At 59.4% G+C, this 25856-nt stretch carries 28 protein-coding genes; 17 read left to right on the forward strand and 11 right to left on the reverse strand.

Features of this window, described 5'->3' with window-relative positions; genetic code table 11:
* Positions 1-186: 186 nt before the first annotated feature.
* Genes rfaD through ACF8MC_RS22685 form a run of 6 tightly spaced genes read left to right on the forward strand, consistent with a single transcriptional unit; the run spans position 187 to position 6560 of the window.
* Positions 187-1116, forward strand: coding sequence for an ADP-glyceromanno-heptose 6-epimerase (rfaD, locus tag ACF8MC_RS22660; protein WP_016929696.1), 930 nt, complete (start codon positions 187-189; stop codon positions 1114-1116).
* Positions 1117-1138: 22 nt separating this feature from the next.
* Positions 1139-2185 (forward strand): ADP-heptose--LPS heptosyltransferase RfaF, encoded by a 1047-nt coding sequence (gene rfaF, locus ACF8MC_RS22665; protein WP_033649730.1) that lies wholly within the window; start codon positions 1139-1141, stop codon positions 2183-2185.
* A 2-nt stretch (positions 2186-2187) separates the two neighbouring features.
* A complete protein-coding gene (gene rfaC, locus ACF8MC_RS22670) occupies positions 2188-3153 on the forward strand; it encodes a lipopolysaccharide heptosyltransferase RfaC (RefSeq protein WP_047570029.1) in 966 nt (321 codons plus the stop codon).
* Entirely contained in the window at positions 3150-4316 is a 1167-nt protein-coding gene (locus ACF8MC_RS22675; protein WP_033654528.1) for a glycosyltransferase, read from the forward strand. The genes rfaC and ACF8MC_RS22675 overlap by 4 nt, the downstream gene beginning before the upstream one ends.
* A gap of 28 nt (positions 4317-4344) precedes the next feature.
* On the forward strand, positions 4345-5586 hold the full coding sequence (locus ACF8MC_RS22680; RefSeq protein WP_033649733.1) for an O-antigen ligase: 1242 nt from the start codon (positions 4345-4347) through the stop codon (positions 5584-5586).
* Positions 5583-6560, forward strand: coding sequence for a glycosyltransferase (locus ACF8MC_RS22685; protein ID WP_060457352.1), 978 nt, complete (start codon positions 5583-5585; stop codon positions 6558-6560). Before ACF8MC_RS22680 ends, ACF8MC_RS22685 begins: the two co-directional genes overlap by 4 nt.
* A gap of 36 nt (positions 6561-6596) precedes the next feature.
* Here the strand turns inward: ACF8MC_RS22685 and ACF8MC_RS22690 are convergent, their stop codons facing one another.
* Positions 6597-7691: a glycosyltransferase family 9 protein gene (locus ACF8MC_RS22690; RefSeq protein ID WP_033636468.1), complete on the reverse strand. Its 1095-nt coding sequence runs from the start codon at positions 7689-7691 to the stop codon at positions 6597-6599.
* Positions 7692-7699: 8 nt separating this feature from the next.
* Positions 7700-8656 (reverse strand): polysaccharide deacetylase family protein, encoded by a 957-nt coding sequence (locus ACF8MC_RS22695; RefSeq protein WP_033649735.1) that lies wholly within the window; start codon positions 8654-8656, stop codon positions 7700-7702.
* A gap of 210 nt (positions 8657-8866) precedes the next feature.
* Here ACF8MC_RS22695 and rfaQ point away from each other — a divergent pair, with 210 nt between their 5' ends.
* From rfaQ to ACF8MC_RS22710, 3 genes are read left to right on the forward strand one after another with little or no spacing between them, the layout of a single operon-like run.
* Positions 8867-9949 (forward strand): putative lipopolysaccharide heptosyltransferase III, encoded by a 1083-nt coding sequence (gene rfaQ / locus ACF8MC_RS22700; RefSeq protein WP_033649736.1) that lies wholly within the window; start codon positions 8867-8869, stop codon positions 9947-9949.
* Positions 9946-11073: a glycosyltransferase family 4 protein gene (locus tag ACF8MC_RS22705; RefSeq protein ID WP_033649737.1), complete on the forward strand. Its 1128-nt coding sequence runs from the start codon at positions 9946-9948 to the stop codon at positions 11071-11073. Before rfaQ ends, ACF8MC_RS22705 begins: the two co-directional genes overlap by 4 nt.
* A 2-nt stretch (positions 11074-11075) precedes the next feature.
* Positions 11076-12176, forward strand: a complete 1101-nt coding sequence (locus tag ACF8MC_RS22710; protein ID WP_164105627.1) for a glycosyltransferase — start codon at positions 11076-11078, stop codon at positions 12174-12176.
* A gap of 44 nt (positions 12177-12220) precedes the next feature.
* Here the strand turns inward: ACF8MC_RS22710 and ACF8MC_RS22715 are convergent, their stop codons facing one another.
* The gene (locus tag ACF8MC_RS22715; RefSeq protein ID WP_164105625.1) at positions 12221-13234 is read right to left on the reverse strand and encodes a glycosyltransferase family 9 protein; all 1014 of its coding nucleotides are present in this window, start codon (positions 13232-13234) and stop codon (positions 12221-12223) included.
* A gap of 125 nt (positions 13235-13359) precedes the next feature.
* Between ACF8MC_RS22715 and waaA the strand changes: the two genes are divergently transcribed.
* From waaA to coaD, 3 genes are read left to right on the forward strand one after another with little or no spacing between them, the layout of a single operon-like run.
* Complete coding sequence (waaA, locus tag ACF8MC_RS22720; RefSeq protein WP_025304695.1) at positions 13360-14637, forward strand: lipid IV(A) 3-deoxy-D-manno-octulosonic acid transferase; 1278 nt, start codon at positions 13360-13362, stop codon at positions 14635-14637.
* Positions 14638-15411, forward strand: a complete 774-nt coding sequence (locus ACF8MC_RS22725; protein WP_048322029.1) for a glycosyltransferase family 2 protein — start codon at positions 14638-14640, stop codon at positions 15409-15411.
* Positions 15412-15414: 3 nt separating this feature from the next.
* A complete protein-coding gene (coaD, locus tag ACF8MC_RS22730) occupies positions 15415-15900 on the forward strand; it encodes a pantetheine-phosphate adenylyltransferase (RefSeq protein ID WP_033631353.1) in 486 nt (161 codons plus the stop codon).
* Between the two features lie 4 nt (positions 15901-15904).
* Here coaD and mutM read toward each other — a convergent pair whose 3' ends face one another.
* From mutM to radC, 4 genes are all read right to left on the reverse strand, one after another.
* Positions 15905-16720 (reverse strand): bifunctional DNA-formamidopyrimidine glycosylase/DNA-(apurinic or apyrimidinic site) lyase, encoded by an 816-nt coding sequence (mutM, locus tag ACF8MC_RS22735; RefSeq protein ID WP_033649742.1) that lies wholly within the window; start codon positions 16718-16720, stop codon positions 15905-15907.
* Between the two features lie 81 nt (positions 16721-16801).
* Positions 16802-16969: a 50S ribosomal protein L33 gene (rpmG, locus tag ACF8MC_RS22740; RefSeq protein WP_002442576.1), complete on the reverse strand. Its 168-nt coding sequence runs from the start codon at positions 16967-16969 to the stop codon at positions 16802-16804.
* Positions 16970-16980: 11 nt separating this feature from the next.
* On the reverse strand, positions 16981-17217 hold the full coding sequence (gene rpmB / locus ACF8MC_RS22745; RefSeq protein WP_004931195.1) for a 50S ribosomal protein L28: 237 nt from the start codon (positions 17215-17217) through the stop codon (positions 16981-16983).
* Between the two features lie 262 nt (positions 17218-17479).
* The gene (gene radC, locus ACF8MC_RS22750; protein WP_033654522.1) at positions 17480-18163 is read right to left on the reverse strand and encodes a DNA repair protein RadC; all 684 of its coding nucleotides are present in this window, start codon (positions 18161-18163) and stop codon (positions 17480-17482) included.
* A gap of 183 nt (positions 18164-18346) precedes the next feature.
* Between radC and coaBC the strand changes: the two genes are divergently transcribed.
* From coaBC to slmA, 3 genes are all read left to right on the forward strand, one after another.
* On the forward strand, positions 18347-19564 hold the full coding sequence (coaBC, locus tag ACF8MC_RS22755; protein WP_033654544.1) for a bifunctional phosphopantothenoylcysteine decarboxylase/phosphopantothenate--cysteine ligase CoaBC: 1218 nt from the start codon (positions 18347-18349) through the stop codon (positions 19562-19564).
* Positions 19542-20000: a dUTP diphosphatase gene (dut, locus tag ACF8MC_RS22760; protein WP_049212145.1), complete on the forward strand. Its 459-nt coding sequence runs from the start codon at positions 19542-19544 to the stop codon at positions 19998-20000. Before coaBC ends, dut begins: the two co-directional genes overlap by 23 nt.
* A gap of 251 nt (positions 20001-20251) precedes the next feature.
* Positions 20252-20848 carry a nucleoid occlusion factor SlmA gene (slmA, locus tag ACF8MC_RS22765; protein ID WP_004931203.1) on the forward strand — a complete coding sequence of 199 codons (597 nt, stop codon included), beginning with the start codon at positions 20252-20254 and terminating at the stop codon, positions 20846-20848.
* 31 nt (positions 20849-20879) lie between these two features.
* Here slmA and pyrE read toward each other — a convergent pair whose 3' ends face one another.
* A complete protein-coding gene (gene pyrE / locus ACF8MC_RS22770) occupies positions 20880-21521 on the reverse strand; it encodes an orotate phosphoribosyltransferase (protein WP_004931204.1) in 642 nt (213 codons plus the stop codon).
* A 96-nt stretch (positions 21522-21617) separates the two neighbouring features.
* Complete coding sequence (gene rph / locus ACF8MC_RS22775; RefSeq protein WP_025160305.1) at positions 21618-22334, reverse strand: ribonuclease PH; 717 nt, start codon at positions 22332-22334, stop codon at positions 21618-21620.
* 126 nt (positions 22335-22460) lie between these two features.
* On the opposite strand from rph, the gene ACF8MC_RS22780 reads away from it, so the two are divergent.
* Positions 22461-23324, forward strand: coding sequence for a YicC/YloC family endoribonuclease (locus tag ACF8MC_RS22780; RefSeq protein ID WP_015379441.1), 864 nt, complete (start codon positions 22461-22463; stop codon positions 23322-23324).
* Between the two features lie 55 nt (positions 23325-23379).
* Here ACF8MC_RS22780 and ACF8MC_RS22785 read toward each other — a convergent pair whose 3' ends face one another.
* Positions 23380-23769: a hypothetical protein gene (locus ACF8MC_RS22785; protein ID WP_033636479.1), complete on the reverse strand. Its 390-nt coding sequence runs from the start codon at positions 23767-23769 to the stop codon at positions 23380-23382.
* Between the two features lie 360 nt (positions 23770-24129).
* Between ACF8MC_RS22785 and ACF8MC_RS22790 the strand changes: the two genes are divergently transcribed.
* Positions 24130-25314: a NupC/NupG family nucleoside CNT transporter gene (locus ACF8MC_RS22790; RefSeq protein WP_004931212.1), complete on the forward strand. Its 1185-nt coding sequence runs from the start codon at positions 24130-24132 to the stop codon at positions 25312-25314.
* Positions 25315-25348: 34 nt separating this feature from the next.
* Here the strand turns inward: ACF8MC_RS22790 and ACF8MC_RS22795 are convergent, their stop codons facing one another.
* On the reverse strand, positions 25349-25783 hold the full coding sequence (locus tag ACF8MC_RS22795) for a DUF3574 domain-containing protein (RefSeq protein ID WP_033636480.1): 435 nt from the start codon (positions 25781-25783) through the stop codon (positions 25349-25351).
* Between the last annotated feature and the right edge of the window lie 73 nt (positions 25784-25856).

Raw genomic sequence — 25856 nt, forward strand, 5'->3', positions numbered from 1 at the left:
AACTGACGAGAATGCGCGGGAGAGAATATTAAAATTGCAGCAGATATCACGGCAAAAAGCGGACTTCAATGGCAATGCGGGATATTCGGAGCCCTTCCGCTGTTTGCCGCGGCATGAAATGCTATTATAACCGCCATTGAGCGTGGGGCATTGTGCCCCGCCAGGCAGCTTAGCAGGGGTAACCCAATGATTATCGTCACAGGCGGCGCCGGCATGATCGGCAGCAACATCATTAAGGCACTGAACGACAAGGGATATCGCGATATCCTGGTGGTGGATAACCTGAAAGACGGCACCAAGTTCGTCAACCTGGTCGATCTGGACATCGCCGACTATATCGATAAAGAAGACTTTATCGCCAGCATCGTGGCCGGCGACGATCTGGGCGATATCGAAGCGGTCTTCCACGAAGGCGCCTGCTCCGCGACCACCGAGTGGGACGGCAAGTACATGATGGACAATAACTATCAGTACTCCAAAGACCTGCTGCACTACTGCCTGGATCGCGAAATCCCGTTCCTGTACGCCTCCTCCGCCGCCACTTACGGCGGCCGCGAAGAGTTCATCGAAGAGCGTGAGTATGAAGCGCCGCTCAACGTGTACGGCTACTCCAAATTCCTGTTCGATCAGTACGTGCGCGAGATCCTGCCGGAAGCGGACTCGCAGATCTGCGGCTTCCGCTACTTCAACGTTTACGGCCCGCGCGAAGGCCACAAAGGCAGCATGGCCAGCGTCGCCTTCCACCTGAATACCCAGATCAACCGCGGCGAAAACCCGAAACTGTTCGCCGGCAGCGAAAACTTCAAGCGTGACTTCATCTACGTCGGCGATGTGGCGGCGGTTAACCTGTGGTTCTGGGAAACCGGCAAATCCGGCATCTTCAACTGCGGCACCGGCCGGGCGGAAACCTTCCAGGCGGTGGCCGACGCGGTGGTGGACTTCCACCAGAAGGGCGCGGTGGAATACATCGAGTTCCCGGAGAAGCTGAAGGGCCGCTATCAGGCGTACACCCAGGCCGATCTGACCAAGCTGCGCGCCGCCGGCTACGACGCACCGTTCAAAACGGTCGCCGAAGGGGTGAAAGAGTACATGGCCTGGTTGAACCGCACCGCATAAGCTGAAGGAATTAACGCTGGGTATGAAAATACTGGTTATCGGCCCTTCTTGGGTTGGCGACATGATGATGTCGCAAAGTCTCTATCGCACCCTGAAGGCCGAATACCCGTCGGCGGAGATCGATGTGATGGCGCCGGCCTGGTGCCGCCCGCTGCTGGCGCGCATGCCGGAAGTCAATCAGGCGCTGGCGATGCCGCTGGGCCACGGCGCGCTGGGGCTCGGTGAACGCCGCCGCCTGGGGCGCGCCCTGCGCGCCAACCGTTACGATCGCGCTTACGTTCTACCCAACTCGTTCAAATCCGCGCTGGTGCCCTTCTTCGCCGATATCCCGCAGCGCACCGGCTGGCGGGGCGAAATGCGTTACGGCCTGCTGAACGACGTCCGCGTGCTCGACAAGGCGGCCTTCCCGCTGATGGTGCAACGCTACGTGGCGCTGGCCTATGACAAAGGCCGCATTCAGCGCGCCGACGATCTGCCGCAGCCGCTGCTGTGGCCACAGCTGCAGGTGAGCGACGAAGAGATCGCCGACACCACCGCGGCCTTCAACCTGACCGACAGCCGGCCGATCGTCGGCTTCTGCCCGGGCGCGGAGTTCGGCCCCGCCAAACGCTGGCCGCACTATCACTACGCGACGCTGGCTCAGCGGCTGATCGAGAACGGCTATCAGATCGCGCTGTTCGGCTCGGCGAAAGATCACGAAGCCGGCGAACAGATCCGCGCCGCGCTGCAGGAAGACGCCCGCGATTTCTGCCTTAACCTGGCCGGAAAAACCCAGTTGGAGCAGGCGGTGATCCTGATCGCGGCCTGCCGGGCGGTGGTCAGCAACGACTCCGGTTTAATGCACGTTGCCGCAGCGTTGAACAAACCGCTGATAGCCTTGTACGGACCAAGCAGCCCCGACTTCACGCCGCCGCTCTCCGACAAGGCGCGGGTGATTCGCCTGATCAGCGGTTATCACAAGGTGCGCAAGGGCGATGCCGAGCAGGGATACCACCAAAGTTTGATCGATATTCAGCCGCAGCAAGTATTGGATGCGCTGACGCCGCTACTTGTCGCCAGCGAGGAATAGTCATGCAGGTGTTAATCGTAAAAACCTCCTCAATGGGGGACGTGCTGCATACGCTGCCCGCCCTGACCGACGCGCTGCAGGCCATTCCCGATATCCGCTTCGACTGGGTGGTGGAAGAAGGTTTCAGCCAAATCCCGACCTGGCACCCGGCGGTGGATCGCGTGATCCCGGTGGCCATTCGCCGCTGGCGCAAGAACTGGTTCGGCAACGACACCCGGCAACAGCGCTGCGACTTCAAGCGCGCGCTGCAAGAACGCCGTTATGACGTGGTGATCGACGCGCAGGGCCTGATCAAAAGCGCCGCGCTGATCACGCGCATCGCCAAAGGCAACAAACATGGCCCGGACTGCAAGAGCGCGCGCGAGCCGTTCGCCAGCTGGTTCTACAACGTGCGCCATGAGATAGACAAGCAGCAGCACGCGGTGGAACGCACGCGCGAACTGTTCGCCAAAAGCCTTGGCTACGATAAACCGGGAAGCTACGGCGATTACGCCATCGCCGCGCGCTTTCTCAGCAGCCCGCCGGCCGATGCCGGGCGGTATTTGGTGTTTTTGCACGCGACGACGCGTGACGACAAGCACTGGCCGGAGCAAAACTGGCGCGAGCTGATCGCGCTGACGGCGGACAGCGGGTTGAAGATCAAACTGCCGTGGGGTGCAGAGCATGAACATCAGCGCGCGCTGCGCTTGGCGGAAGGTTTTTCACATGTCGAAGTGCTGCCGAAGCTCAGCCTGCAGCAGGTGGCCGAGGTGCTGGCCGGCGCCAAGGGCGTGGTCTCGGTCGACACCGGGCTCAGCCATTTGACCGCCGCGCTCGACAAACCGAACATCACGCTGTTCGGGCCGACCGATCCCGGCCTGATCGGCGGCTACGGGCAAAATCAGCACTCGTTGATTTCGCCGGAAAAAAGCATGGCGACAATCGACGCCGATACGGCATGGCAGGCGTTGCAAAAGGTTATAGCATGAAAAAACTGCACATTATCAACCTGGGTAAAATGGGCGGCGTCGAACGCCTGTTCCTGCAGTACATCAACGATACCACCGACGGCAGCAACCAGGTCTTGTGCATCAGCGGCGACATTGGCGAAGAAATCCGCCGCCAGTTGCCTGCGCATCAGCCCGTCACCTTCGCCAACCGCCTGATCAATGCGCTGCCGTTGCGCTGCCCGCAGTTCCTGCGCAAATTTTTGCTGAAGTGGAAAATCGAGCGGGCGAACGCCGACGTGGTGATCGTCTGGGACCTGGTGCCGGGGCTGGCGGCCAAACCCAAGCGCGGCAAGCTGGTTTACTACGATCACGGCTGCTCCTGGCGTTACCCCAAGAATAAAAAGACGCTGCGTTTCTTCGCCATGCTGGACGGCGTCATTTCCGCCTCACACGCGTCGAAGCGGGTGATGGAGCTGCGCTTTAATCTGCCTTGCCCAAATCACGTGGTGATCAACCGCATCAAAACACCGGCGGGGATCGATACTGCGCCGAAAACCCTGTCGCAGCCGGTCAGGATCGGCACTGCCTCACGCCTGGTCAGCCTGAAAGGCATCAGCGTGTCATTATTGATGATGCAGGAACTGCTGCGGCGCGGGCATGACGTCACGCTGGAAGTGGCCGGCAAAGGGCCGGATCGCGCGGCGTTCGAGGCGCTGGCGGCTCGGCTACAGCTCGGCGATCGCGTCACCTTCAGCGGTTATCAGGATGACGTCGCCGGCTTCTTCAATCGCACGCACATCTACATGAGCACGCCGATCACCGAGCCGTTCGGCTTGTCCTGCATGGAATCGCTCTATTTCGGCGTGCCGGTCATCTTCCCGCAGGTCGACGGCCAGCCGGAAGCGGTGAAAGACGGGGTCTGCGGCATTGGCCTGACGCCGTCGGTCACCATCGAACAACACCGGCAGCTCACCGATATCGAGGTCGACTTCCCGCATGAGGTCTACGATCCGTTGACCGACAGCCTGGTCGCGCCCAAGCTGCTGTCGCATATCGATTGTGCGGATGCCGTTGAGAAATTGCTGGAGCGAGAAACCTACCAGACTCTGAGCCGAAATGCGCAGCGCTATCCTGCGGAACATTTTAACTATGCTCAGTTCAAAGTTGAATTCGACGACACGCTGCGATCCTTTATCGCTTAATTGAAACGTGAGCCGGAAAATACGCCCGATGCTAAAACACAGAACGCCGCACCCTGCCTTCAGCTATCTGATCTATCTGGGGTGCGCCATCGCTTTTTGCACCATTCCTTTCGGTTCCGCGACCGGACGCAATCTGTTTTACGTTTCCAGCTACATCGCCTTTATCGCCGTTTGCCTGTACCCGCGCTACTACTTCAGCAACGTTAGAAACCTGCTGCTGCCCGCGCTGATGTTCAGCGTGGGCATGGGAACCATCCTCTGGATGCATCACTTCAAACAGCCGGGTGAGTACATCAATATTTATCGCTCTTATATGTCGACCGGCAAACTGCAGCTCGCGACCGCTTTCATCTTGCTGATTGCGCTCAATGAGCGGTTGTGCGTACAGCGCCTGCTGATCGTTGTGGCTCTCGCCACCGGTCTGGCGATCAACGGTTATTCCCTCTATCAGGGGCTGCGTCTGGATATCCCGCGCGTAGAGCTCAACTTCGATCGCGCCACGGTCGCCGCCTATCTGATGACCGCCATCGATCTGGTCATGATGCAAGCCATCCTGATGCTGCGCACCCGCTACCGCCTGGTGTTGTACATTGCGGCATTCCTGCTGTCCTTCTCTGCGCTGGTGCTCACCGGCACGCGCGCAGCCATGTTGGTCTATCCGGTGGCGGTCTGCCTGTCGCTGCTGGCCACCAAGCAGTTGGTTTCCAGAAAACACAAGCTTGCGTTAGTGGCCTCGGTACCGCTGCTGCTCGTAGCCTGCGGCCTGGTGTTTAAACCGCAGATAGAAGAACGCATTCAGGCTTTTGAGACCGACATGCGCCTGATGGACCAGCCGCAGACTGAAAACTCCATCATTTCCCGGCTGTCGATGCAAACGCTGGCATGGCATACCGGATCACAAGCCCCGTGGGGCCAATCCGCCGAACAGCGCGGCGAAGAGATCCGTGCGATGGTCGCACAGCAACCCCGCCTGTCTGGCGTCATGCCCTACATCAACGTCCACCTGCACAACGAGCTGCTGGAAACTTACTCGCTCAAGGGCGTCTGGGGCGTACTGCTGCTGCTGGCGCTGTATGTCAGCCTGTTTTTCTCTTCCTTCCGGCCACAGCGCAACGCGCTGCTGCTGAGCGTCAGCGCCAGCCTGTTCGTTTACGGCCTGAGCGACGTCATCTTCTTCAGCACGGAAGGTACCGCCATGTTCGGCCTGGCGCTGATCGCCGCCGTTCTTTCCGTCACGAAACAGCCCCCTGTTCAGGAGCCCACCCCGTGAATCCTCAGCAGCCGCTGCTCAGCGTTATCGTGCCGTTTTATAATAACGAAGCGTTCGTTATCGCTGCGCTGGATTCGTTATTTGCACAGATTAGCGACGATATCGAGGTGGTGATCATCGACGATGGCTCCACCGACGCCTCCGGCGCGCTGGTCAGCCAATATCTGGCGCAGCGGCGGCACCCGCGCGTGGTCTTTACTTCACAGGCCAACGGCGGCATTGCGCACGCCCGCAACGTCGGCTTACGTCTGGCCACCGGACGCTATATCACCTTCCTCGACGGCGACGATCTGCTGAGCGACGACTATCTGGCGATCCTGCGCCCCCAGCTTACCGCCGGTGAATATGACCTGATCGATTTTAATTATCAGAAGTTCACCGAGCATCCGCCGACACCGGATAACCGCGCGGCGCGGCCCGTAGCCTACGACTTTTCACAATTGGGACTGGGTAGCCTGCAACCGCTGTTTGCACGCTCGATGTGGCATCTCTGGAGCCGGGTATATAAACGCACGCTGCTGGCTGGGGAAGCGTTCGAAGAAGGCAGGCGCTACGAAGACGTGATTTTTACGCCTTTTCAGTATTTCAAAACTCGCCGCATCGCCCATCTTGACGGCGATCTCTACTTCTATCGGGACAACAGCCAGGGCATCACTCGCAATATCAAACCCAAAGATATTGAAGATTTGCTGTTCGCCATGGAGAAGATGCTGCGTTTTGTGGCGCAGCATCCCGGGGATGAGCCGCTGCGCCGGTTGGCCGCCCTGATGCTGGCCAACTGCTTTTCCGAGGTGAAAAGCATGTCGAAGGCGGTATACGGTTATTATCATTACGCGCCGGCAACGCTGCACATCCTGCGCCGCGCCGCCGACGTCTGCCGCAACAGCGACGTGCCGGGCAAAAAAGTCCGCCAGATGCGCTATGCGCGAGTGGATACCTTTCTTTCTAAGCTGCGCGGGCGCAGGCCGCGCTAACCGCATCGGCCTGGCGGCCGATGGGTCGTCTCGCCTTTAGCGCGCTAAAGGCACGTGTGCGACCAGCTCGTCATAAATCCGCTGCGGTTGGATGACCCCCATCGGGCTTTCCGCCTCCAGCGGCATCGTATAACCGGTACGCGACACCTGAATGATGCGGTGCAGTTCAGCATCCTGAATCGGCCCGGTGGAGCGTGAGTCGGCGGTCACGAACAGGCTGATGGTTTTCACCTTCAACGCCACCGCCAGGTGCAGCGGCCCGGTATCGCCGGTGACCAGAACATGGAAACTGTCGATCAACGTCAGCAAGCCTTGCAGCCCCGTTTTACCGATCTGGTTATCCACGCAGGCCTGCGTTTGCGGGCCGATCAGGCTCATAAACTGTTTGGCCTTGCCGTCGTCAAACGGTGCGCCAATCAGCACGATGCGTACATTAGGGTGCTTCGCCACCAGCTCATCGGCCAGCCGCGCATAGTGCGAAACCGGCCAGCAACGCGACTCCGTAGATGCCCCCAATTGAAACCCGATGGTGGGATGCTCGCTGCTTTTGACGCCGCGCTGATAATCCACGGGAATTTCCATCGTCGGATCGTCGCTGCGGCAGCCCAAAATGGAAATCAGCTCCAGCTTGCGGCGCACGAAGTGGCCGTAATAATGGAAGACATAGTTGGTCAGCCAAGGCTCCAGCCCGCAAATGCCCGAACTGTAGTTATCGCGGATAATGTACTTCGCCCCGGCCAGTACGGCGCTGATGATGTCATAAGGCAGGTGGGAGTGCAGAATCAGCGCCAAATCCGGCTGATGTTCGCGCAGCGATTTCAGCAACGGGCGGATCGTCTTGATCTTGCTGTCCCAATACACCACGCGATCGTAATAGCGGCCGTTTTCCACCAGCTCGCGGTTTTTCTTGTGCACCACCAGTGTGATGTGTGCGTTGGGGTAGCGTTCCCGCATCGCCCTCAATGCCGGCGTGTTGAACATGAAGTCGCCCAACGCCGTGGTGGAATAGATGACGATATTGTCAAACTGCTGGGCGCCGTCGAACGTCGTCTTATCCTGAAAACGACCGTACTTCGCCGTATAGCGCCGCAAGAACCAGTCGGCAACCTTGATTTTCCATTTTTTCGACATGTGCGTGCTTAATTCGCTTTAAGTTGATAATACTCGGCCAGCGTCATGCCCACCGTGCGCTGCTGCAGCCAGTCAAACAGCTGTTCCAGATCGCGGTACAGCACTTCGATATCCTGCTCGGTTTTGAACGTCGGGCTGCCGCCCGGCATAAACTCGGAGGAGTGCAGCATAAATTCGACGTAGTCATGCCCCTGCGCCAGCGACGCTTCAGCCACCCCTATCATCTTGGCCACGTTGCCGCCACTTGGCCGCAGCCAGTTGACGGACGGCGAACGCCGCTTGCCGCGCAGCCGATCATAACCTTGCTTGAACGCGTTCATCAGCGCCGAGTGCTTGTACTGAATGCTCATCGGCACTTCCAGCAGCGCCGAAGCGCCCGGTTTGGCAATGTTCTGCGGATCGATGAAATAGGCCTGCGACGGGAACCGGCTGTAATCGGTGCCGCCGTTGCCCTGCGGATTGCCCGGCGAAAACTGCCAGTTGACGCGCGGCGTCACCGAACAGTCCACCTGATAGCCATACTCCAGCAGCAGCGAGGCATAATATTCGTTGAACGCCCAGCGGCCGGCGCGATGGCTGAGCATTTTGGTCTGGAAGGCATCTTCCAGCAGCTTGGTCATGTGATCGACCTTGGCGCGGATCTGATCGGCGGGATACTCGATCAAATACGGTTTGTGGCGCCAGTCGTCGTCGGTGAGCGGCGTTAGCGGCGGGCTGTTCCAGGCGTGCAGGTGCATGCCGACTTCACCCGCGCCGCGGGCGATCACGTCGCGCGCGAACTCGACGTAAGCCGGATCCATCGCCATTTCATAGTTGGTGAGATAAACCGGTTTGAAGGCGTATTTTTCGCACAATGCCTGAAAGCGCGGCAAGAAACGCGTGTTTTCGGTCGCGATGCGATCGTGGTTTTGCCACAGATTATCGCCTTCGGTATCAATGGTGATGAGAAACGCCGGTTTAGTCATGAATATCGAGCCTGATATCAACAGAATGCACTATGTTACGCAGCCCGTTTCGCCAGGGCAAACGACTTTGCTGCCTGGTTTGGACAACATTGAAACGCATTCGTCCCCGGCTCGGCGATTTTTTTGCGGCCCGGCAAGAAAACCTTGCAACAGTAGCCACATGCGATCGGGTCATTTAGAATCAAAGATTGGTTTCCCAGAAAGCGACTCATGATGAACGACGCGCCAGCCCCAACTTCCGCCCCATCCGTACAGCGTATTTTGATCATAAAACTGCGCCATCACGGCGATATGCTGCTGGTCACGCCGGTCATCAGCAGCCTGCGGCAAAACTACCCGCAGGCGCAGATCGATGTGCTGCTGTATCAGGAAACGCAGGAGATGCTGGCCAGTAATCCGGAACTGTCGACGCTGTTCGCCATCGACCGCCAATGGAAAAAACAGGGCGCCCGCGCGCATCTGGGGCACGAACTGGCGCTGCTGCGCCGCCTGAAGGCGCAGCGCTACGATCTGGTGGTCAACCTGGCCGATCAGTGGCGCAGCGCCATCCTCACGCGCCTGACCGGCGCGCGCATCCGTCTGGGCTTCGATTTCCCCAAACGCCGCGGCTTCCTGTGGCGCCACTGCCACACGCAGCTGGTGCCGGTCGACAATCATGCCCACCTGCATACCGTCGAACAAAACCTCTCGCTGCTGGCGCCGCTGAACCTGCCCGCGCTCAGTGATCATGTGACCATGAGTTACGATCCGCAGGATTGGCAGGCATGTGAGCAACGGTTACAGAAACAGGGCGTCACCGGCAGTTATATTGTGGTGCAGCCCACCTCGCGCTGGTTCTTCAAATGCTGGAGCGAAGAGAAAATGGCCGCCACCCTCACCGCCTTGCAGGCCGACGGCCACCAGCTGGTGATCACCTCCGGCCCCGACGCCAGAGAACAAGCCATGGTAGAGCGCATTTTGGCGCTCTGCCCGCCGCAGGGCGTGATTTCGTTAGCCGGCCAGCTGACGCTGCGCCAGTTGGCCGCCCTGATCGACCACGCCAAGCTGTTTATCGGCGTGGATTCGGTGCCGATGCACATGGCCGCCGCGCTGCACACGCCGTGCGTAGCGCTGTTCGGCCCTTCCAAGCTGACTTTCTGGCGGCCGTGGCAGGCTACCGGCGCCGTGATCTGGGCCGGCGACTTCGGCGAACTGCCCGATCCGGACGCCATCGATACCGGCACCGACGAACGGTATCTCGACCTTATTCCTACAGACGCGGTGATTGCAGCCGCGCGGAGCACGCTGGCATGAAAGCATTTCGTTTGGCGATCGTTCGCCAAAAATACCGCCCGGACGGCGGAGCCGAACGTTTCGTTTCCCGCGCCCTGGAGGCGCTGGAGCAACAGGATCTCGATCTGAACGTCATCACCCGCGAATGGCAGGGTGACGCCAATCCCAACTGGCATATCCACCTGTGCAACCCGCTAAAACTCGGCCGCATCAGCCGCGAACGGGGCTTCGCCGTGGCGGCCAGGGCGCTGTGGCAGAAAGAGCATTTTGATCTGGTGCAAAGCCACGAGCGCATTCCCGGCTGCGACATCTACCGCGCCGGCGACGGCGTACACCGCCGCTGGCTGCTGCAACGCGCGCGTCTGCTGCCGGAATGGCGCCGCAAATGGCTGTTCTCCAACCGTTATCACCGCTATGTGATGTGCGCCGAACGCGCCATGTATGCCGCACCGGAGCTGAAAGCCGTCATCTGCAACGCCGAGATGATCAAGCAGGAAATCATCGCAGACTTTGGCGTGCCCGCCGAAAAAATCACGGTGATCTATAACGCCATCGATAATCAAAAGTTCCCGCCCGCCGACGAGGCCCTGCGCCAACGTCTGCGCGAGCAGTATCAGATCCCGCAACAGGCGCACTGCCTGATCTTCGTCGGTTCCGGCTTTGAGCGCAAAGGGCTGGCGGCCGCCATCCGCGCCGTGGCAGCGACCGACAGCCACCTGTTGGTGGTCGGCAAAGACAAGGCCGAAAAACGCTACCGGGCGCTGGCACAGTCGCTGGGCTGCAGCGATCGGGTTCACTTTATGGGCGTGCAGAAGCAGACCTTGCCGTTTTATCAGGCCGCAGATGCGCTGCTGCTGCCGACGCTGTACGATCCGTTCCCGAATGTGATTCTGGAAGCGATGTCGTGCGGCCTGCCGGTTATCACCAGCACCACCTGCGGCGGCGCCGAGTTTATCACCCCCGGCCAGAACGGCTTCGTGACCGATGCGCTCGACGTACCGGCCATCGCGGAGGCCATTCGCGCGCTGCCGCGCCAGGCGCTGGGATCATCCATGGGCGAAGCGGCAAGATTGCGTATTATGCCGGCTACGCCGGCGCATCTGTCCGAACAGCTTATTTCCCTCTATAACCGGTTACTGGATTAGCTATGCGTATTCTGATGATCATCGACGGCCTGCCGGGAGGCGGCGCGGAAAAAGTGGTGCTGACCCTGTGCCAGGGCATGCAGCAACAGGGGCATGACGTCAGTCTGATCTCGCTGCGCGACGTCTGCAATTACCCTATCCCGCCGGGCATTGATTATCAGGTGGTGGCCGATCGCAGCCGCGCCCCCTGGCGCAAGCTGACCGAGCTGTCGCGCCGCGCCGGCGCGCTGGATCGGGCGATAGCCGAACACGAGCGCCAACACGGCGCGTTCGATCTGGTGTTCTCCAACCTGCATAAAACCGATCGCATCGTCAGCCGCAGCAAGCGGTTGGCCGCGGATCGCCTGTGGTTCTGCATTCACGGCATTCTCTCCACCTCCTACCTCGGCCACCGCAAGGGCCTGGATCGCTGGCTGAAGCAACGCAAAATCGCCAACGTTTACCAGGGAAGAAACATCGTCGCCGTTTCACGGGCGGTCGGCGACGATCTGCAGCAGAACTTGCCGATCCGCCCGCGCCGGCTGGCGATCATCAACAACCCGTTCGATATCGACGCCATCCAGCAACAGGCGGCGATGCCTTGCGAACTGGCCGGCCAGGACTATCTGGTGCACGTCGGCCGCTTTCACGCCACCAAGCGGCATGACCGCCTGCTGAAAGCCTATGCGCACTCCGGCATTCAGGCGCCGCTGGCCTTGATCGGCGCCGGGGACGACGCCAGAGTCGCCGAGGTCAAACGTCTGGCGACAGACCTGGGCATTGCAGAGCGCGTGCTGTTTCTCGGTTTCCAGGCTAATCCCTACCCGTTTATTCGCCATGCCTCGCTGCTGGTGCTCAGCTCCGACAGCGAAGGGTTTGGCAACGTGCTGGTAGAATCGCTGCTGTGCGGCACACCGGTGGTCAGCACCCGTTGTCCGGGTGGCCCTGCGGAAATTCTGGAAAAAGCCGGCATGGCTAACGCGCTGGCGGAATTAAACGAAGCGTCGCTGGCAGAAAAAATGGCGGAGATTTACGCCAATCCGCCGCAGATAAATCAACAGCAATTGCTGAGCTATGGGCTTGAGCCTATTTGCCGCCAATATCTGGAACTGGAAAGAAAATAATAAAGAATGAAATAAGGCAGGGGATGCCTGCCTTATTTTCTTCGCTAGCTGAGCGCCTGCATTTTCTGCCAAACCTCATCGACAGAAACATCCTCACAGTGCCCCGACTCACTTTGCAAAATATGATGATGGCCGGTCCATGGATGCCAGGACGCTTTATCGGTATCGCCAAAGAACACCACCATGTCCTTATTCAACGCGGCGGCAAGATGCATCTGCCCACCGTCGCTGCACAGCACCCGGTCGCATAAATCAAACCCGCCCAACAGCTCACGCACCGACGCCGTCGGATAAAGCGCGACGCGTTCGTTTTGACACAGCGCCAGCAGCTGTTCGGCGCGCTGCTGGTCGCCGATGTCGTCCGGCGCCAGCGTGCCCTGCGGCGACCAGAAGATCAGCACGCCGGTGTGGGGATCGGCAACCAGACGGTTGATGATTTCGGCATAGCGTTCAACCGGCCAACGCCTTTTCGGGCTGCGGCTGCTGATATGCACGGCGCATACCCGTTCGACCGGCGGCAGACGCTCCTGCAGCCGTTGCGCCGCCAATTGCCGCTCTTCAGGCGTCAGAAACACCCGCACCGGCGGGATCGGAATGGATTGATCGGTTATCGCCGATAAATAGCTGTAGGTATGTTCGACCTGATGTTGACCGTTGAAATCGTCCTTGCGGAACGGGCGATGAATATCTTTCGTGCCCAAATCGGCGCCGATGATATGGGTGGCGCCGGCCATTTTCGCTAAACGCAAACTGTATTTGCAAGGCACCGGGTTGGCCAGAATGACCGCATCGAATTTTATTTTGCGCAGCTTCAGGAAGATCATCAGACGCTCGAAATAAACGCCCAGCGTGGTCTCATTTTTCGCCTTGTGCTTGGCCTTTTTATAGACAAAGACTTTCTCGAGATGAGGGTTGTTTTTAACGACGTCCTGGCTGACTTTATTGATCAGCAGATAAACTTTTGCGTCCGGATAGGCAATTTTCACCCCTTCAATCAAGGGCGTGGTGCAAACAAGATCGCCGATGTTATCGCGGCGAATAATTAAAATATTCTTCATTCCGAGCCTGTCGGCGAAATCGCTCGCCGGTTGTCTGAAACTGACACCCAAGGTTACCAAATTAGCGCCTTTCCCTTCCAGTTATGGTACTATTCCGAATAACCCATATAAATGAAATTGATAGAATGTTGCTGCGTTTATATCAGGTACTACTCTACCTCATCCAACCCCTGATCTGGCTCCGCTTACTGCTGCGCAGCCGCAAAGCTCCAGCCTACCGTAAACGCTGGGCGGAACGCTATGGCTTCTGCGCCGGGAAAGTCGTGCCAGGCGGCATCATGCTGCATTCCGTCTCCGTCGGCGAAACGCTGGCGGCCATCCCGCTGGTGCGGGCGCTGCGCCATCGTTACCCCGCTTTGCCGATAACTGTGACCACAATGACCCCAACAGGTTCAGAACGCGTCCAGTCCGCTTTCGGCAAAGACGTGCATCATGTCTATCTGCCCTACGATCTGCCCGGCTCCATGAACCGCTTCCTCGATCAGGTGAATCCCAAGCTGGTGATCATCATGGAAACCGAGCTGTGGCCCAACCTGATCAACGCGCTGCATCAGCGGCAGATCCCCCTGGTGATCGCCAATGCGCGCCTGTCGGCCCGCTCCGCCGCCGGCTATAAGAAAATTGGCGGATTCATGCGCGATATGCTGCGCCGCATCACGCTGATCGCCGCCCAAAACCAGGAAGACGGCGATCGGTTTATCGAGCTGGGCCTGAAGCGCTCGCAGCTGGCCGTGACCGGCAGCCTGAAATTCGATATCTCCGTCACCCCGGAGCTGGCCGCTCGCGCCGTTACGCTGCGCCGCCAATGGGCGCCGCGCCGCCCGGTGTGGATCGCCACCAGTACCCATGACGGGGAAGAAACCATCCTGCTGGAAGCGCACCGCAAACTGCTGGAAAAACACCCCGATCTGCTGCTGATCCTGGTGCCGCGTCACCCGGAGCGCTTTCCGACCGCCAAGGAGCTGGTGCAGAAAGCCGGCTTCAGCTACACCCTGCGCAGCAGCGGCGAAATTCCGTCCGGCAGCACCCAGGTGGTGATCGGCGATACCATGGGCGAGCTGATGCTGCTGTACGGCATCGCCGATCTGGCCTTTGTCGGCGGCAGCCTGGTGGAACGCGGCGGACATAACCCGCTGGAAGCCGCCGCGCACGCCATCCCGGTGTTGATGGGCCCGCATACCTTCAACTTCAAAGACATCTGCGCCAAGCTTTCGCAGGCCGAAGGCCTGATCACCGTGACCGACGTGGATTCGCTGGTGAAGGAAGTGGAAACCCTGCTGACCGACGAAGACTACCGCCGCTACTACGGCCGCCATGCGGTGGAAGTGCTGTACCAGAATCAGGGAGCGTTGCAGCGCCTGCTGCAGCTGCTGGAACCGCACCTGCCGCCCCGGAGCCACTGAATGAGCAGCCGCAAAAGCCTGTCGGTGGTGATGATCGCCAAAAACGAAGCCGGGCTGTTGCCGGACTGTCTGCGCTCGGTCGAGTGGGCCGATGAAATCATCGTGCTGGACTCCGGCAGCGAGGACGACAGCGTCGCCATCGCCGAAAGCCTGGGCGCCAAAGTCTTCACGCACACCGACTGGCAAGGGTTCGGCAAGCAGCGCCAGCTGGCACAAAGCTACGCCAGCCATGACTACGTTTTGATGATCGACGCCGACGAACGCGTCACGCCCGAGCTGCGGCAATCCATCGAACGGGTGTTGAACGCGCCGGACGACGGTGCCGTCTACAGCTGTGCGCGGCGCAATCTGTTCCTTGGCCGCTTCATGCGCCACAGCGGCTGGTATCCCGACCGCGTCAACCGCCTGTACGCCAACCGACGCTATCGCTATAACGACGATCTGGTGCACGAATCGCTGAACATCGGCGGCGCCAAAGTGATCCCCCTCAACGGCGATATGCTGCACCTGACCTGTCGCGATTTCTTCGCCTTCCAGCGCAAACAGCTGCGCTACGCCGAAGAGTGGGCAACACAACGCCACCGGGCCGGCAAGCGTTGCGGCTACCTGTCTATCCTGACCCACACGCTCGGCGCCTTCGTCAAAACCTGGCTGCTGCGCGCCGGCTTCCTCGACGGTAAACAGGGGTTGCTGTTAGCGGTGGTCAACGCGCAATATACCTTCAATAAATATGCCGCATTATGGGCATTGGGCCGCAACTACTCAGAGAAGTGAATCATGACCAGCAAAGCCATCTATCCCGGGACCTTCGATCCCATGACCAACGGCCACCTGGATTTAGTGACGCGCGCATCACTGATGTTCGATCACGTGATTCTGGCCATCGCCGCCAGCCCGAGCAAAAAGCCGCTGTTCAGCCTGGATGAACGCGTGGCGTTGGCGACGCAGGTCACCTCGCATCTGGGCAATGTGGAAGTGCTGGGCTTCAGCGAGCTGATGGCGCACTTTGCCGCTCACCAAAATGCCAATATCCTGGTGCGCGGCCTGCGTGCAGTGTCTGACTTTGAATACGAATTGCAGCTGGCGAACATGAACCGCCATTTGATGCCGACGCTGGAAAGCGTGTTCCTGATGCCTTCCGAAGAGTGGTCGTTCATCTCCTCCTCACTGGTGAAGGAGGTCGCCCGTCACGGCGGCGATATCGCGCCTTTCCTGCCGGATGTGGTCACCCAGGCGCTGATGGCGAAGCTCGCCGCCGAGTAATTGCTCAGCGCTGGCAGCGGCGGCAAAAGAAGGTGCTGCGCTGCCCGTGCTTGGCGGATTCGATCGGCGTGCCGCACGCGCGGCAGGGTTCTCCCGCCCGCCCGTAAACCTGCAGTTCCTGCGCGAAATATCCCGGTTTGCCGTCCGACTGCAAAAAGTCGCGCAATGTCGTGCCGCCCTGCTCGATAGAGCGCTGCAACACCGCCTTGATGGTCTGCGCCAGCAGCGCCGCTTCGGCTTTGCTCAACGATCCCGCGGGACGATCGGGCAAGATCCCGGCGCTGAACAGCGATTCGCTGGCGTAAATATTGCCGACCCCGACCACCAGCTTGTTATCCATCAGCCACGGTTTGATCAGCGTGCGCTTATTGCGTGATTTTTCATACAGGTAGTCGCCGTTGAACGCTTCGCTCAGCGGTTCCGGCCCCAGATGCGCCAACACGCTGCTGGTCGCCAAATCTTCGCACCACAGCCAGGCGCCGAAACGGCGCGGATCGGTATAGCGCAGGATCATGCCGTTGCTGATCACCAGATCGACGTGGTCGTGTTTGCCGGCTTCGTCTTCGTTTTCCTCGCGCAGCATGCGCAGGCTGCCCGACATGCCCAGGTGCACGATAATCCAACCGTTCTCCAGCTCGATCAGCAGGTATTTGGCCCGGCGCTGCACGCTGAGCACCGGCCGATCGCTCAGCGTCAGGATCTGCTCGGAAACCGGCCAGCGCAGGCGCGCGTTGCGCACCACCGCATACTGAATGCTGTGGCCGACAAGATAAGGCTCTATACCGCGTCTGCTCGTCTCAACTTCCGGTAATTCAGGCATCTGGCTTCCCCTCCGACGTTTTCTACCCTTTATAAAACAAAAAACCCGGCCAAGGCCGGGTTTTTCATTAATCCACTAAAATTATTTAATTTTAGCTTCTTTGTATACTACGTGCTGACGGACAACTGGATCGAATTTCTTCAGTTCCAATTTTTCCGGCTTAGTACGCTTGTTCTTCGTGGTGGTATAGAAGTGACCAGTACCAGCAGAAGAAACCAGCTTGATCTTCTCGCGAACACCTTTAGCCATGATTCAGTTCCTTAATACTTCTCACCACGGGCACGCAGATCGGCCAGAACCGTCTCAATACCCTTCTTATCGATAACACGCATACCTTTAGCAGATACACGCAGAGTTACAAAGCGCTTCTCAGCCTCAACCCAAAAACGGTGTGAGTGCAGGTTAGGCAGAAAACGGCGTTTGGTCGCGTTCATTGCGTGGGAACGGTTGTTACCGCTCACCGGGCGCTTGCCAGTAACTTGGCAGACTCGGGACATGTCTATTCTCCAAAAATCAAATCAGCTCGAGCTTCGTATAGGGTATGGCCGCCTCGTCAGGCTTTTAGAGCCCATCTCAGCAAACTTCATACTGAGGAGACTCTCGTCATCAGGTAGAAACCACACATCAGGTCAGAAACCTGCTGAGATAGGCTCTTGCGCCAAACCCAAGATTCTCAAAGGTGGCGTAGTATACGCTCTGAAGCGTAAGTGCTCAAGTCCCGAACAGCTAAAGATCCCACAAGGATCGCGAAAAAATCGCTTAAAGCCATCCGCGCTCGGCAAAAGAGACGCATTCACCCCGACCGATCACCAAATGATCAAGCACTCGGATCTCCAATAACTGACAGGCTTTCACCACCTGTTCCGTTATCAAGCGGTCGGCATGACTGGGTTCAGCCTTACCCGAAGGGTGATTATGCGCGAGAATCAGCGCGGCGGCATTAGCCTTCAACGCTTCGCGCACAATTTCTCTCGGGTAGACGACGACGCTGCTGATGGTACCAGCAAACATCTCCTGATGGCGAATAACCCGGTGCTGATTGTCTAAAAACAATACCAAAAAGACCTCCCGCTCGCGATGCGCCAGCAGGCTTTGCAGATAATGCTGGGTGACCCGCGGATTGAGCATGGCGTTTTCCTGCGACAAATGGCTGGAAAAGAAGCGCAGCGCCAGCTCGGCAATCGCCTGCAGCTGCGTATAGCTGGCATCCCCCAGGCCTTTTTGGCTGCAAAAAGCCTGATGATCGGCCGACATCAGGTGATAAAGCGAGCCGAACCGGCGCAGCAGCTGCTCCGCCAGCTGCATCACGTGCACGCCGGGCAACCCGGTGCGCAAGAAAATGGCCAACAGCTCTGCGTCGGACAGCGCCGCCGCCCCCTGCATCAACAGCTTTTCACGCGGTGCCAGCGCGCCCGGCCAGCACGCCACAATCGAGTTGCTCATCGTGTTCCTCCCTGAAAGGGCTACAGCATGCCATGTGCCACCCGGCGCGTTCGACAGGTGTTTGATAACATTGCGAAGTGTTTCGCAAAGCACAATGTAACGCCCTGCAGCCATTGCGGAATCGCTCACCTGAACGGCGGATATGCTAAAATGGCGCATCTTTCGGCTTTCAATCGGACAATGATGATGACGGGACTTTCCGGCAAACATATTGTGCTTGGCATCAGCGGCGGCATCGCCGCCTACAAATGCCCAGAGCTGGTGCGCCGCCTGCGCGACAGGGGCGCGGAAGTGCGCGTGGTGATGACCCACGCCGCCAAGGCGTTCATTACGCCACTGACGCTGCAGGCCGTTTCCGGCTACCCGGTGTCCGACGATCTGTTGGATCCCGCCGCCGAAGCCGCCATGGGCCACATCGAACTCGGCAAGTGGGCGGATCTGGTTATTCTGGCGCCGGCGACCGCCGATCTGCTGGCGCGCGTCGCCGCCGGCATGGCCAACGATCTGCTGACCACCGTCTGCCTGGCGACCGATGCCCCCATCGCCGCCGCGCCCGCCATGAACCAACAGATGTATCGCGCCGCCGCCACGCAGGCCAACCTGCAAACGCTGCAGGCGCGCGGCATGCTGCTTTGGGGGCCGGACAGCGGCAGCCAGGCCTGCGGCGACGTCGGCCCGGGCCGCATGTTGGATCCGCTGAACATCGTCGACCTGGCGAACGCGCATTTTTCCGCCCCGCAGGATCTGCAACATTTGCAGGTTATGATCACCGCCGGCCCGACGCGTGAAGCGCTGGATCCGGTGCGTTTCATCAGCAACCACAGCTCCGGCAAAATGGGCTTCGCCATCGCCCGCGCCGCCGCCGCCCGCGGCGCGCAGGTGACGCTGATCGCCGGGCCGGTCAGCCTGCCGACGCCGCCATCGGTCACCCGAGTGGACGTCACCAGCGCGCTGGAGATGGAGCAGGCGGTGCAACAGCGCGCCGCGCAACAGCAGATTTTCATCTCCTGCGCCGCCGTGGCCGACTACCGCCCCGAGCGGATCGCCGATGAAAAAATAAAAAAACAGGGTGATGAAATCATCCTCAAGATGGTAAAAAACCCCGACATCGTCGCCGGCGTGGCGGCGATGACCAAAAATCGACCGTTTGTCGTGGGGTTTGCCGCCGAAACCCAGAATGTGGAAGAATACGCGCGGCAAAAACTGGCGCGTAAGAAGCTGGATTTGATTTGCGCTAACGATGTATCGCTTGCAGAGCACGGGTTCAACAGCGACACCAATGCCCTGCACCTTTTTTGGCAGGATGGAGAGAAACGCCTGGCGCTGAGCGACAAGGCACTCCTTGGCCAACGTTTAATAGACGAGATAGTCAGCCGTTATGATGAAAAAAATCGACGTTAAGATCCTCGACCCGCGCATCGGTCAGGATTTCCCGCTACCGACCTACGCCACCCCGGGCTCCGCCGGTCTCGACCTGCGCGCCTGCCTGGACAGCGCGGTAGAGCTGGCGCCGGGTGAAACCACGCTGCTGCCTACCGGCCTCGCGATCCATATCGCCGACGCAAGCCTGGCGGCGGTGATCCTGCCGCGCTCAGGCCTGGGCCATAAGCACGGCGTCGTGCTGGGCAACCTGGTCGGCCTGATCGACTCCGATTATCAGGGCCAGCTGATGGTGTCCGTTTGGAACCGCGGCCAGAAGCACTTCACCATAGAGCCGGGTGAACGCATCGCGCAGATGGTCTTCGTGCCGGTAGTGCAGGCAGAATTCAACCTGGTGGAAGAATTCAACGGCAGCGAGCGCGGCGAAGGCGGCTTCGGCCACTCGGGGCGCCACTAAGCGCCACCCAAGGCACGAGGGCCGGCAGGGAAACGTCGCCTGAACCTTGCCTTTCCGGGGAGAAGGATGTCTCTGCGGCAAGGTTTTACCGCGACAATTGCAGCGCACACCAGGCAGCGTGGAAAAAGGCCGTTAAGGCCGCTGACCCCAGCATCGTAAAAAAGCTATCACATAAGCCGCACAGAGCCTGCTCTGCAGCGGCCGGTGCCCGGGTTTCCGTCAGTTAAGTTTTAGCAAGGGTCTAATCAGACATGGCAGAAAAAGAAAAGACGAAAAGGAATCGGCGCGAGGAAATATTGCAGGCGTTAGCCCAGATGCTGGAGTCCAGCGACGGCAGCCAACGCATCACCACCGCCAAGCTCGCCGCGAACGTGGGTGTTTCTGAAGCTGCGCTGTACCGGCATTTCCCCAGCAAGACACGGATGTTCGACAGCCTGATCGAGTTTATCGAAGACAGCCTGATCACCCGCATCAACCTGATCTTGCAGGACGAGAAAGAGACGTTTAATCGTCTGCGCCTGATTTTACTGCTGATTCTGGGCTTTGCGGAACGCAACCCGGGGCTGACGCGCATCATGACCGGCCACGCGCTGATGTTTGAACAGGATCGCCTGCAGGGCCGCATCAACCAGCTGTTCGAACGCATCGAGGCGCAGCTGCGACAGGTGCTGAAAGAGCGCAAATTGCGCGAAGGCAAAGGCTTTATCGTCGATGAAACGCTGCTGGCCAGCCAGCTGCTGGCCTTCTGCGAAGGCATGTTGTCGCGCTATGTGCGTTCGGAATTCCGCTATCGCCCAACGCAGGAATTCGACGCCCGCTGGCCGCTGTTGGCGGCCCAGCTGCAATAAAGATAACGCCGGGCATGCCCGGCGTTTTTACTTACACCCCGTACTGCTCACGGTAAGCGCGCACCGCCGCCAGGTGGTCCGCCATTTCCGGCTTCTCTTCCAGATAGGCGATCAGGTCCTTCAGCGTCACGATCGAAATCACCTTGCAGTGATAGTCGCGTTCCACTTCCTGAATGGCGGAGATATCTGCGCGGCCGCGTTCCTGACGGTCGAGGGAAATCAGCACGCCCGCCAGCGAAGCGCCGCTGGCGCCGATGATTTCCATCGACTCGCGGATCGCGGTGCCGGCGGTGATCACATCATCCACCAACATCACGCGCCCCTGCAGCGGGCTGCCTACCAGCGAACCGCCTTCGCCGTGGGTCTTGGCTTCCTTGCGGTTAAAGCAGTAAGGCACGTCGCGCTCATGGTGTTCCGCCAACGCCACCGCCGTAGTGGTGGCGATAGGAATGCCTTTATAGGCCGGGCCAAACAGCAGGTCGAAATCGATGCCGGAGTCCATCAGAGCTTCGGCGTAGAAGCGCCCCAACAGCGCAAGATCGCGCCCGGTATTAAACAGGCCGGCGTTGAAGAAATACGGGCTGGTGCGGCCGGACTTCAGGGTGAACTCGCCGAATTTCAATACCTGCTTGTTAAGCGCGAACTCGATAAACTGGCGCTGATAGGCTTTCATTACTGCTTCTCCTCGTCTGAATCTGCTTGGGTCTTGTCATTACTGCCGCCCGATCGCCGGGCATAAAAAAGGCGACTTCTCAGTCGCCTTAAAAAATCAGTCCGCCAGCGCCGCTTTCTGCGCCTGGAAGATGGTTTCGATGCCCCCTCGGGCCAGCGCCAATAGCGCCAACAGCTCATCGTGGCTGAACGGCTCGCCTTCGGCGGTGCCCTGCACCTCAATCATGCGGCCATCTTCCATCATCACCACGTTCATGTCGGTTTCCGCCGCGGAGTCCTCCACATACTCCAGATCGCACAGCGCTTCGCCATTGACGATGCCGACGGAAACCGCCGCCACCATGCCCTTCATCGGGTTGGCTTTCAGCTTGCCGTTGGCCACCAGCGTGTTCAACGCATCGGCCAGCGCCACGCAGGCGCCGGAGATCGAGGCAGTTCGGGTACCGCCGTCGGCCTGCAGTACGTCGCAGTCGAGGGTGATGGTGAATTCACCGAGCTTTTTCAGGTCTACCGCGGCGCGCAGCGAGCGGGCGATCAGGCGCTGGATCTCCAGCGTGCGGCCACCCTGTTTGCCTTTGGCGGCTTCACGAGCGTTGCGGCTGTGGGTGGAGCGCGGCAGCATGCCGTACTCGGCGGTGATCCAACCTTGCCCCTGGCCTTTCAGGAAGCGCGGAACGCCCTCTTCTACCGTGGCGGTGCACAAGACTTTGGTATCGCCAAACTCAACCAACACTGAACCTTCAGCGTGTTTGGTATAGTGACGGGTCAGTGTCAGGGGGCGAACTTGCTGTGGTGCTCTGCCTGCAGGACGCATGGGCTCTCTCCGGCTTCAAATCAACTATTGGCTGCGCATTATACGGGCTTCGTGACGTAATGCCTATCCTGCCCGCAGCCGCGACGCTATAATCGTCCCATCTTTTCCTATTACGGGTACGCATCAATGATCCGCAGCATGACCGCCTACGCCCGGCGTGAAATCAAGGGTGAATGGGGCAGCGCAGCCTGGGAGCTGCGTTCCGTTAACCAGCGCTACTTAGAAACCTACATCCGCCTGCCGGAACAATTCCGCAGCCTGGAGCCGGTGATCCGTGAACGTATCCGTGGCCGCCTGACCCGCGGCAAAGTCGAATGCAACCTGCGTTTCGAGCTGGATCCAAGCGCGCAAAGCTCGCTGATCCTGAACGAAAAACTGGCCAAACAGCTGGTCGAAGCCGCCAACTGGGTGAAAATGCAGAGCGACGAAGGTGAAATCAACCCGATCGACGTGCTGCGCTGGCCGGGCGTGATGTCCGCGCAGGAGCAGGATCTGGACGCCATCAGCGCCGAGCTGATGCAGGCGCTGGACGGCGCGCTGGATGACTTCATCGTCGCACGCGAAAGCGAAGGTGCCGCGCTGAAAACGCTGATCGAACAGCGCCTCGACGGCGTCAGCGCCGAAGTGGTCAAAGTGCGCGCCCAGATGCCGAACATCCTGCAATGGCAGCGCGAGCGCCTGGTCAGCAAGTTGGAAGAGGCACAGGTACAGCTGGAAAACACCCGCCTGGAGCAGGAGCTGGTGCTGATGGCGCAGCGCATCGACGTCGCCGAAGAGCTGGACCGTCTGGAAGCGCACGTGAAAGAGACGCACAACATTCTGAAGAAGAAAGAAGCCGTCGGCCGCCGCCTCGACTTTATGATGCAGGAGTTCAACCGCGAATCGAACACCCTGGCCTCCAAGTCGATCAATGCCGACGTCACCGCTTCCGCCATCGAGCTGAAAGTGCTGATTGAGCAAATGCGCGAGCAGATCCAGAACATCGAGTGATCCTGCCCCGCATGCCATCAAGCCCGCGCCAAGCGGGCTTTTTTATGGCTGCAGATCAGCGATGGGCGGCCGCCTGCTCTTCATCAATCAGCCCCATTTTCTGCAGCTGCACCGCAATGCTCCAGGTTGAGCGCTCGAACTCATCGCTCAGCGCTTCCAGCGTCGCCCCGGCCGCATGGCTCTCACGCAGCCGCAGTTTTTCTTCTTCCGGCCAAGGGAAGTAGGCATTGGCCGGCCGGCCCTCGGCCAGATTCTTCTGCCGCTTCTCCTCCGGCGTCAGCCGGGCTTTTTTCTGCAGTTCGGCTTCACCGTCGAACTCGTTGGCCAACGCGAACAGCAGGCGGATAGCCTCCGGCGCACAGGCCGCCGAAGCCGGTCTCAACAGCTCGCCGGTGTCGGGATTAACGCCGTTGGCCAGCGCCCTGAGCAACGTGCCGGTATTCATCGTTCGCCTCCTTGTCCGAGAAAATACGCGCCGGTCGTGGCGCTTTGTTCAGGCATTTTTCTCTGCCTCTCTCGAGAAAACCACGCTTTACGCCATGAAAAAGCGCCAGTTGCGAGCCAGATTCCAGGCGTTTGCACGCGAGTGACGGCGATTGCATCAGGTTGCGAGCCGGCAGGCCTCTGGGCAACCGGCCACCGGGAAGCTTATGAAAAACTGCCGAGCAGCGCGTGCGGATGACAATCGGCAAGATATCCCGCACGCCATAAGTATTTTGTTCTAATTATCACGCAAGGTAATGAAAGGGCGGCGATGCTGTGGCTAAATGTGTTTTTTCCTGCCCGTGAACCGTACGGACCGTTTATGCCACAAATTCTGCAATTTATTATGGCTCTGGTGGTGATCATCGCCCTGGCGCTGCTGGTCAGCAATAATCGCAAGAAAATCCGCCTGCGCTATATCATCCAGCTGCTGGTGATCGAAGGCGCGCTGGCCTATTTCTTCCTGCACTCCGCCAGCGGGCTCAGCGTGATCAAACACGTCGCCGGCTTCTTCGACACTCTGCTCGCCTACGCCGCCCAAGGATCGGAGTTCGTGTTCGGCGGCATGAGCAAGGATGGTCTGGCATTCATCTTCCTCGGCGTTTTGTGCCCTATCATCTTTATTTCCGCCCTGATCGGCATTTTGCAGCATTTCCGCATCCTGCCGCTGATCATTCGCCTGGTCGGCACCTTGCTGTCCAAGGTCAACGGCATGGGCAAGCTGGAATCGTTCAACGCCGTCAGCACGCTGGTGCTGGGGCAGTCGGAGAACTTCATCGCCTATAAAGGCATCATCGGCGATATCTCGCCGCGCCGCATGTACACCATGGCCGCGACCGCCATGTCGACGGTATCGCTCTCCATCGTCGGCGCCTACATGTCGATGATCGACGCGCAGTACGTGGTGGCGGCATTGATCCTTAACATGTTCAGCACCTTCATCATTCTGTCGATCATCAACCCGTATCAGGTCGAAGACGAGCCGGAGCTGAAGCTGAACAAACTGCATGAAGATCAGAGTTTCTTCGAAATGTTGGGCGAATACATTCTGGCCGGCTTCAAAATTGCGATGATCATCGCGGCGATGCTGATCGGCTTTATCGCGCTGATCTCCGCCGTCAATGCGCTGTTCTCCGCGGTGCTCGGCATCAGCTTCCAGCAGATCCTCGGCTATGTGTTCTATCCGCTGGCCTGGCTGATCGGTATCCCGGCGGAAGAGGCTCTGAAGGCGGGCAGCATCATGGCGACCAAACTGGTGGCCAACGAATTCGTGGCGATGATTGAGCTGAAGAAAATCGCGGCGGAGCTGTCGCCGCGCGGGCTGGGCATTCTGTCGGTGTTCTTGGTGTCGTTCGCCAACTTCGCCTCCATCGGCATCGTCGCCGGCGCCATCAAGGGGCTGAACGAGCAGCAAGGCAACGTGGTTTCCCGTTTTGGCCTGAAGTTGGTTTACGGCTCGACGCTGGTGAGCCTGTTGTCGGCGGCCATCGCCGGCCTGGTGCTGTAATCCCCACTCCCGGCCGCAGGGCCGGGAGTTCGCTTTAAAACGCCACGCACACCGGCGCATCCACCCGCATTACCGAATCCTGCGCAAACTGCTGCTTGTAGCCGCTGCGCAGCGCCTCGATATTCATCTCACTCTCTTTGCCCGGTGCATGGATCAGCAGCAGCGCCTTGCTGTTCTCGCGCGCCAACTTGCCGTCGTGGCCCAGCCACTGCCCTTTGGCATCAAAGACCGTCAGCCCGTCTTTAAAGCGCGGCGTCACCTGGCTATCGACGAAGGTTTGCCACTCGGCGGCGGTGATCGCCGGCCCCGCCGGGCGATTCAGGCCGAAGTAGAGCGTTGTCTGCACCAGCGGATCGCCGGTGCGGCAAGCCGGGGCGGGTGGCACAGCCTGGTGGCCTGGCGCCACGCAGCCGCTCAGCAGCAGGGCGGCCACCACGGCGCCGGCGGCCAATCTCGGGGAGTTTTTCATCTGCAGTCTCGGTTTATCGGTTGAAGGATTCGCTGCAAAAAGCATAGTCAGCGATGGAAACCAGCGCGAAATT

The sequence above is a fragment of the Serratia sp. LACPHL-BACT-2024-00286 genome, assembly GCF_043109535.1.
Taxonomy (GTDB): domain Bacteria; phylum Pseudomonadota; class Gammaproteobacteria; order Enterobacterales; family Enterobacteriaceae; genus Serratia; species Serratia sarumanii.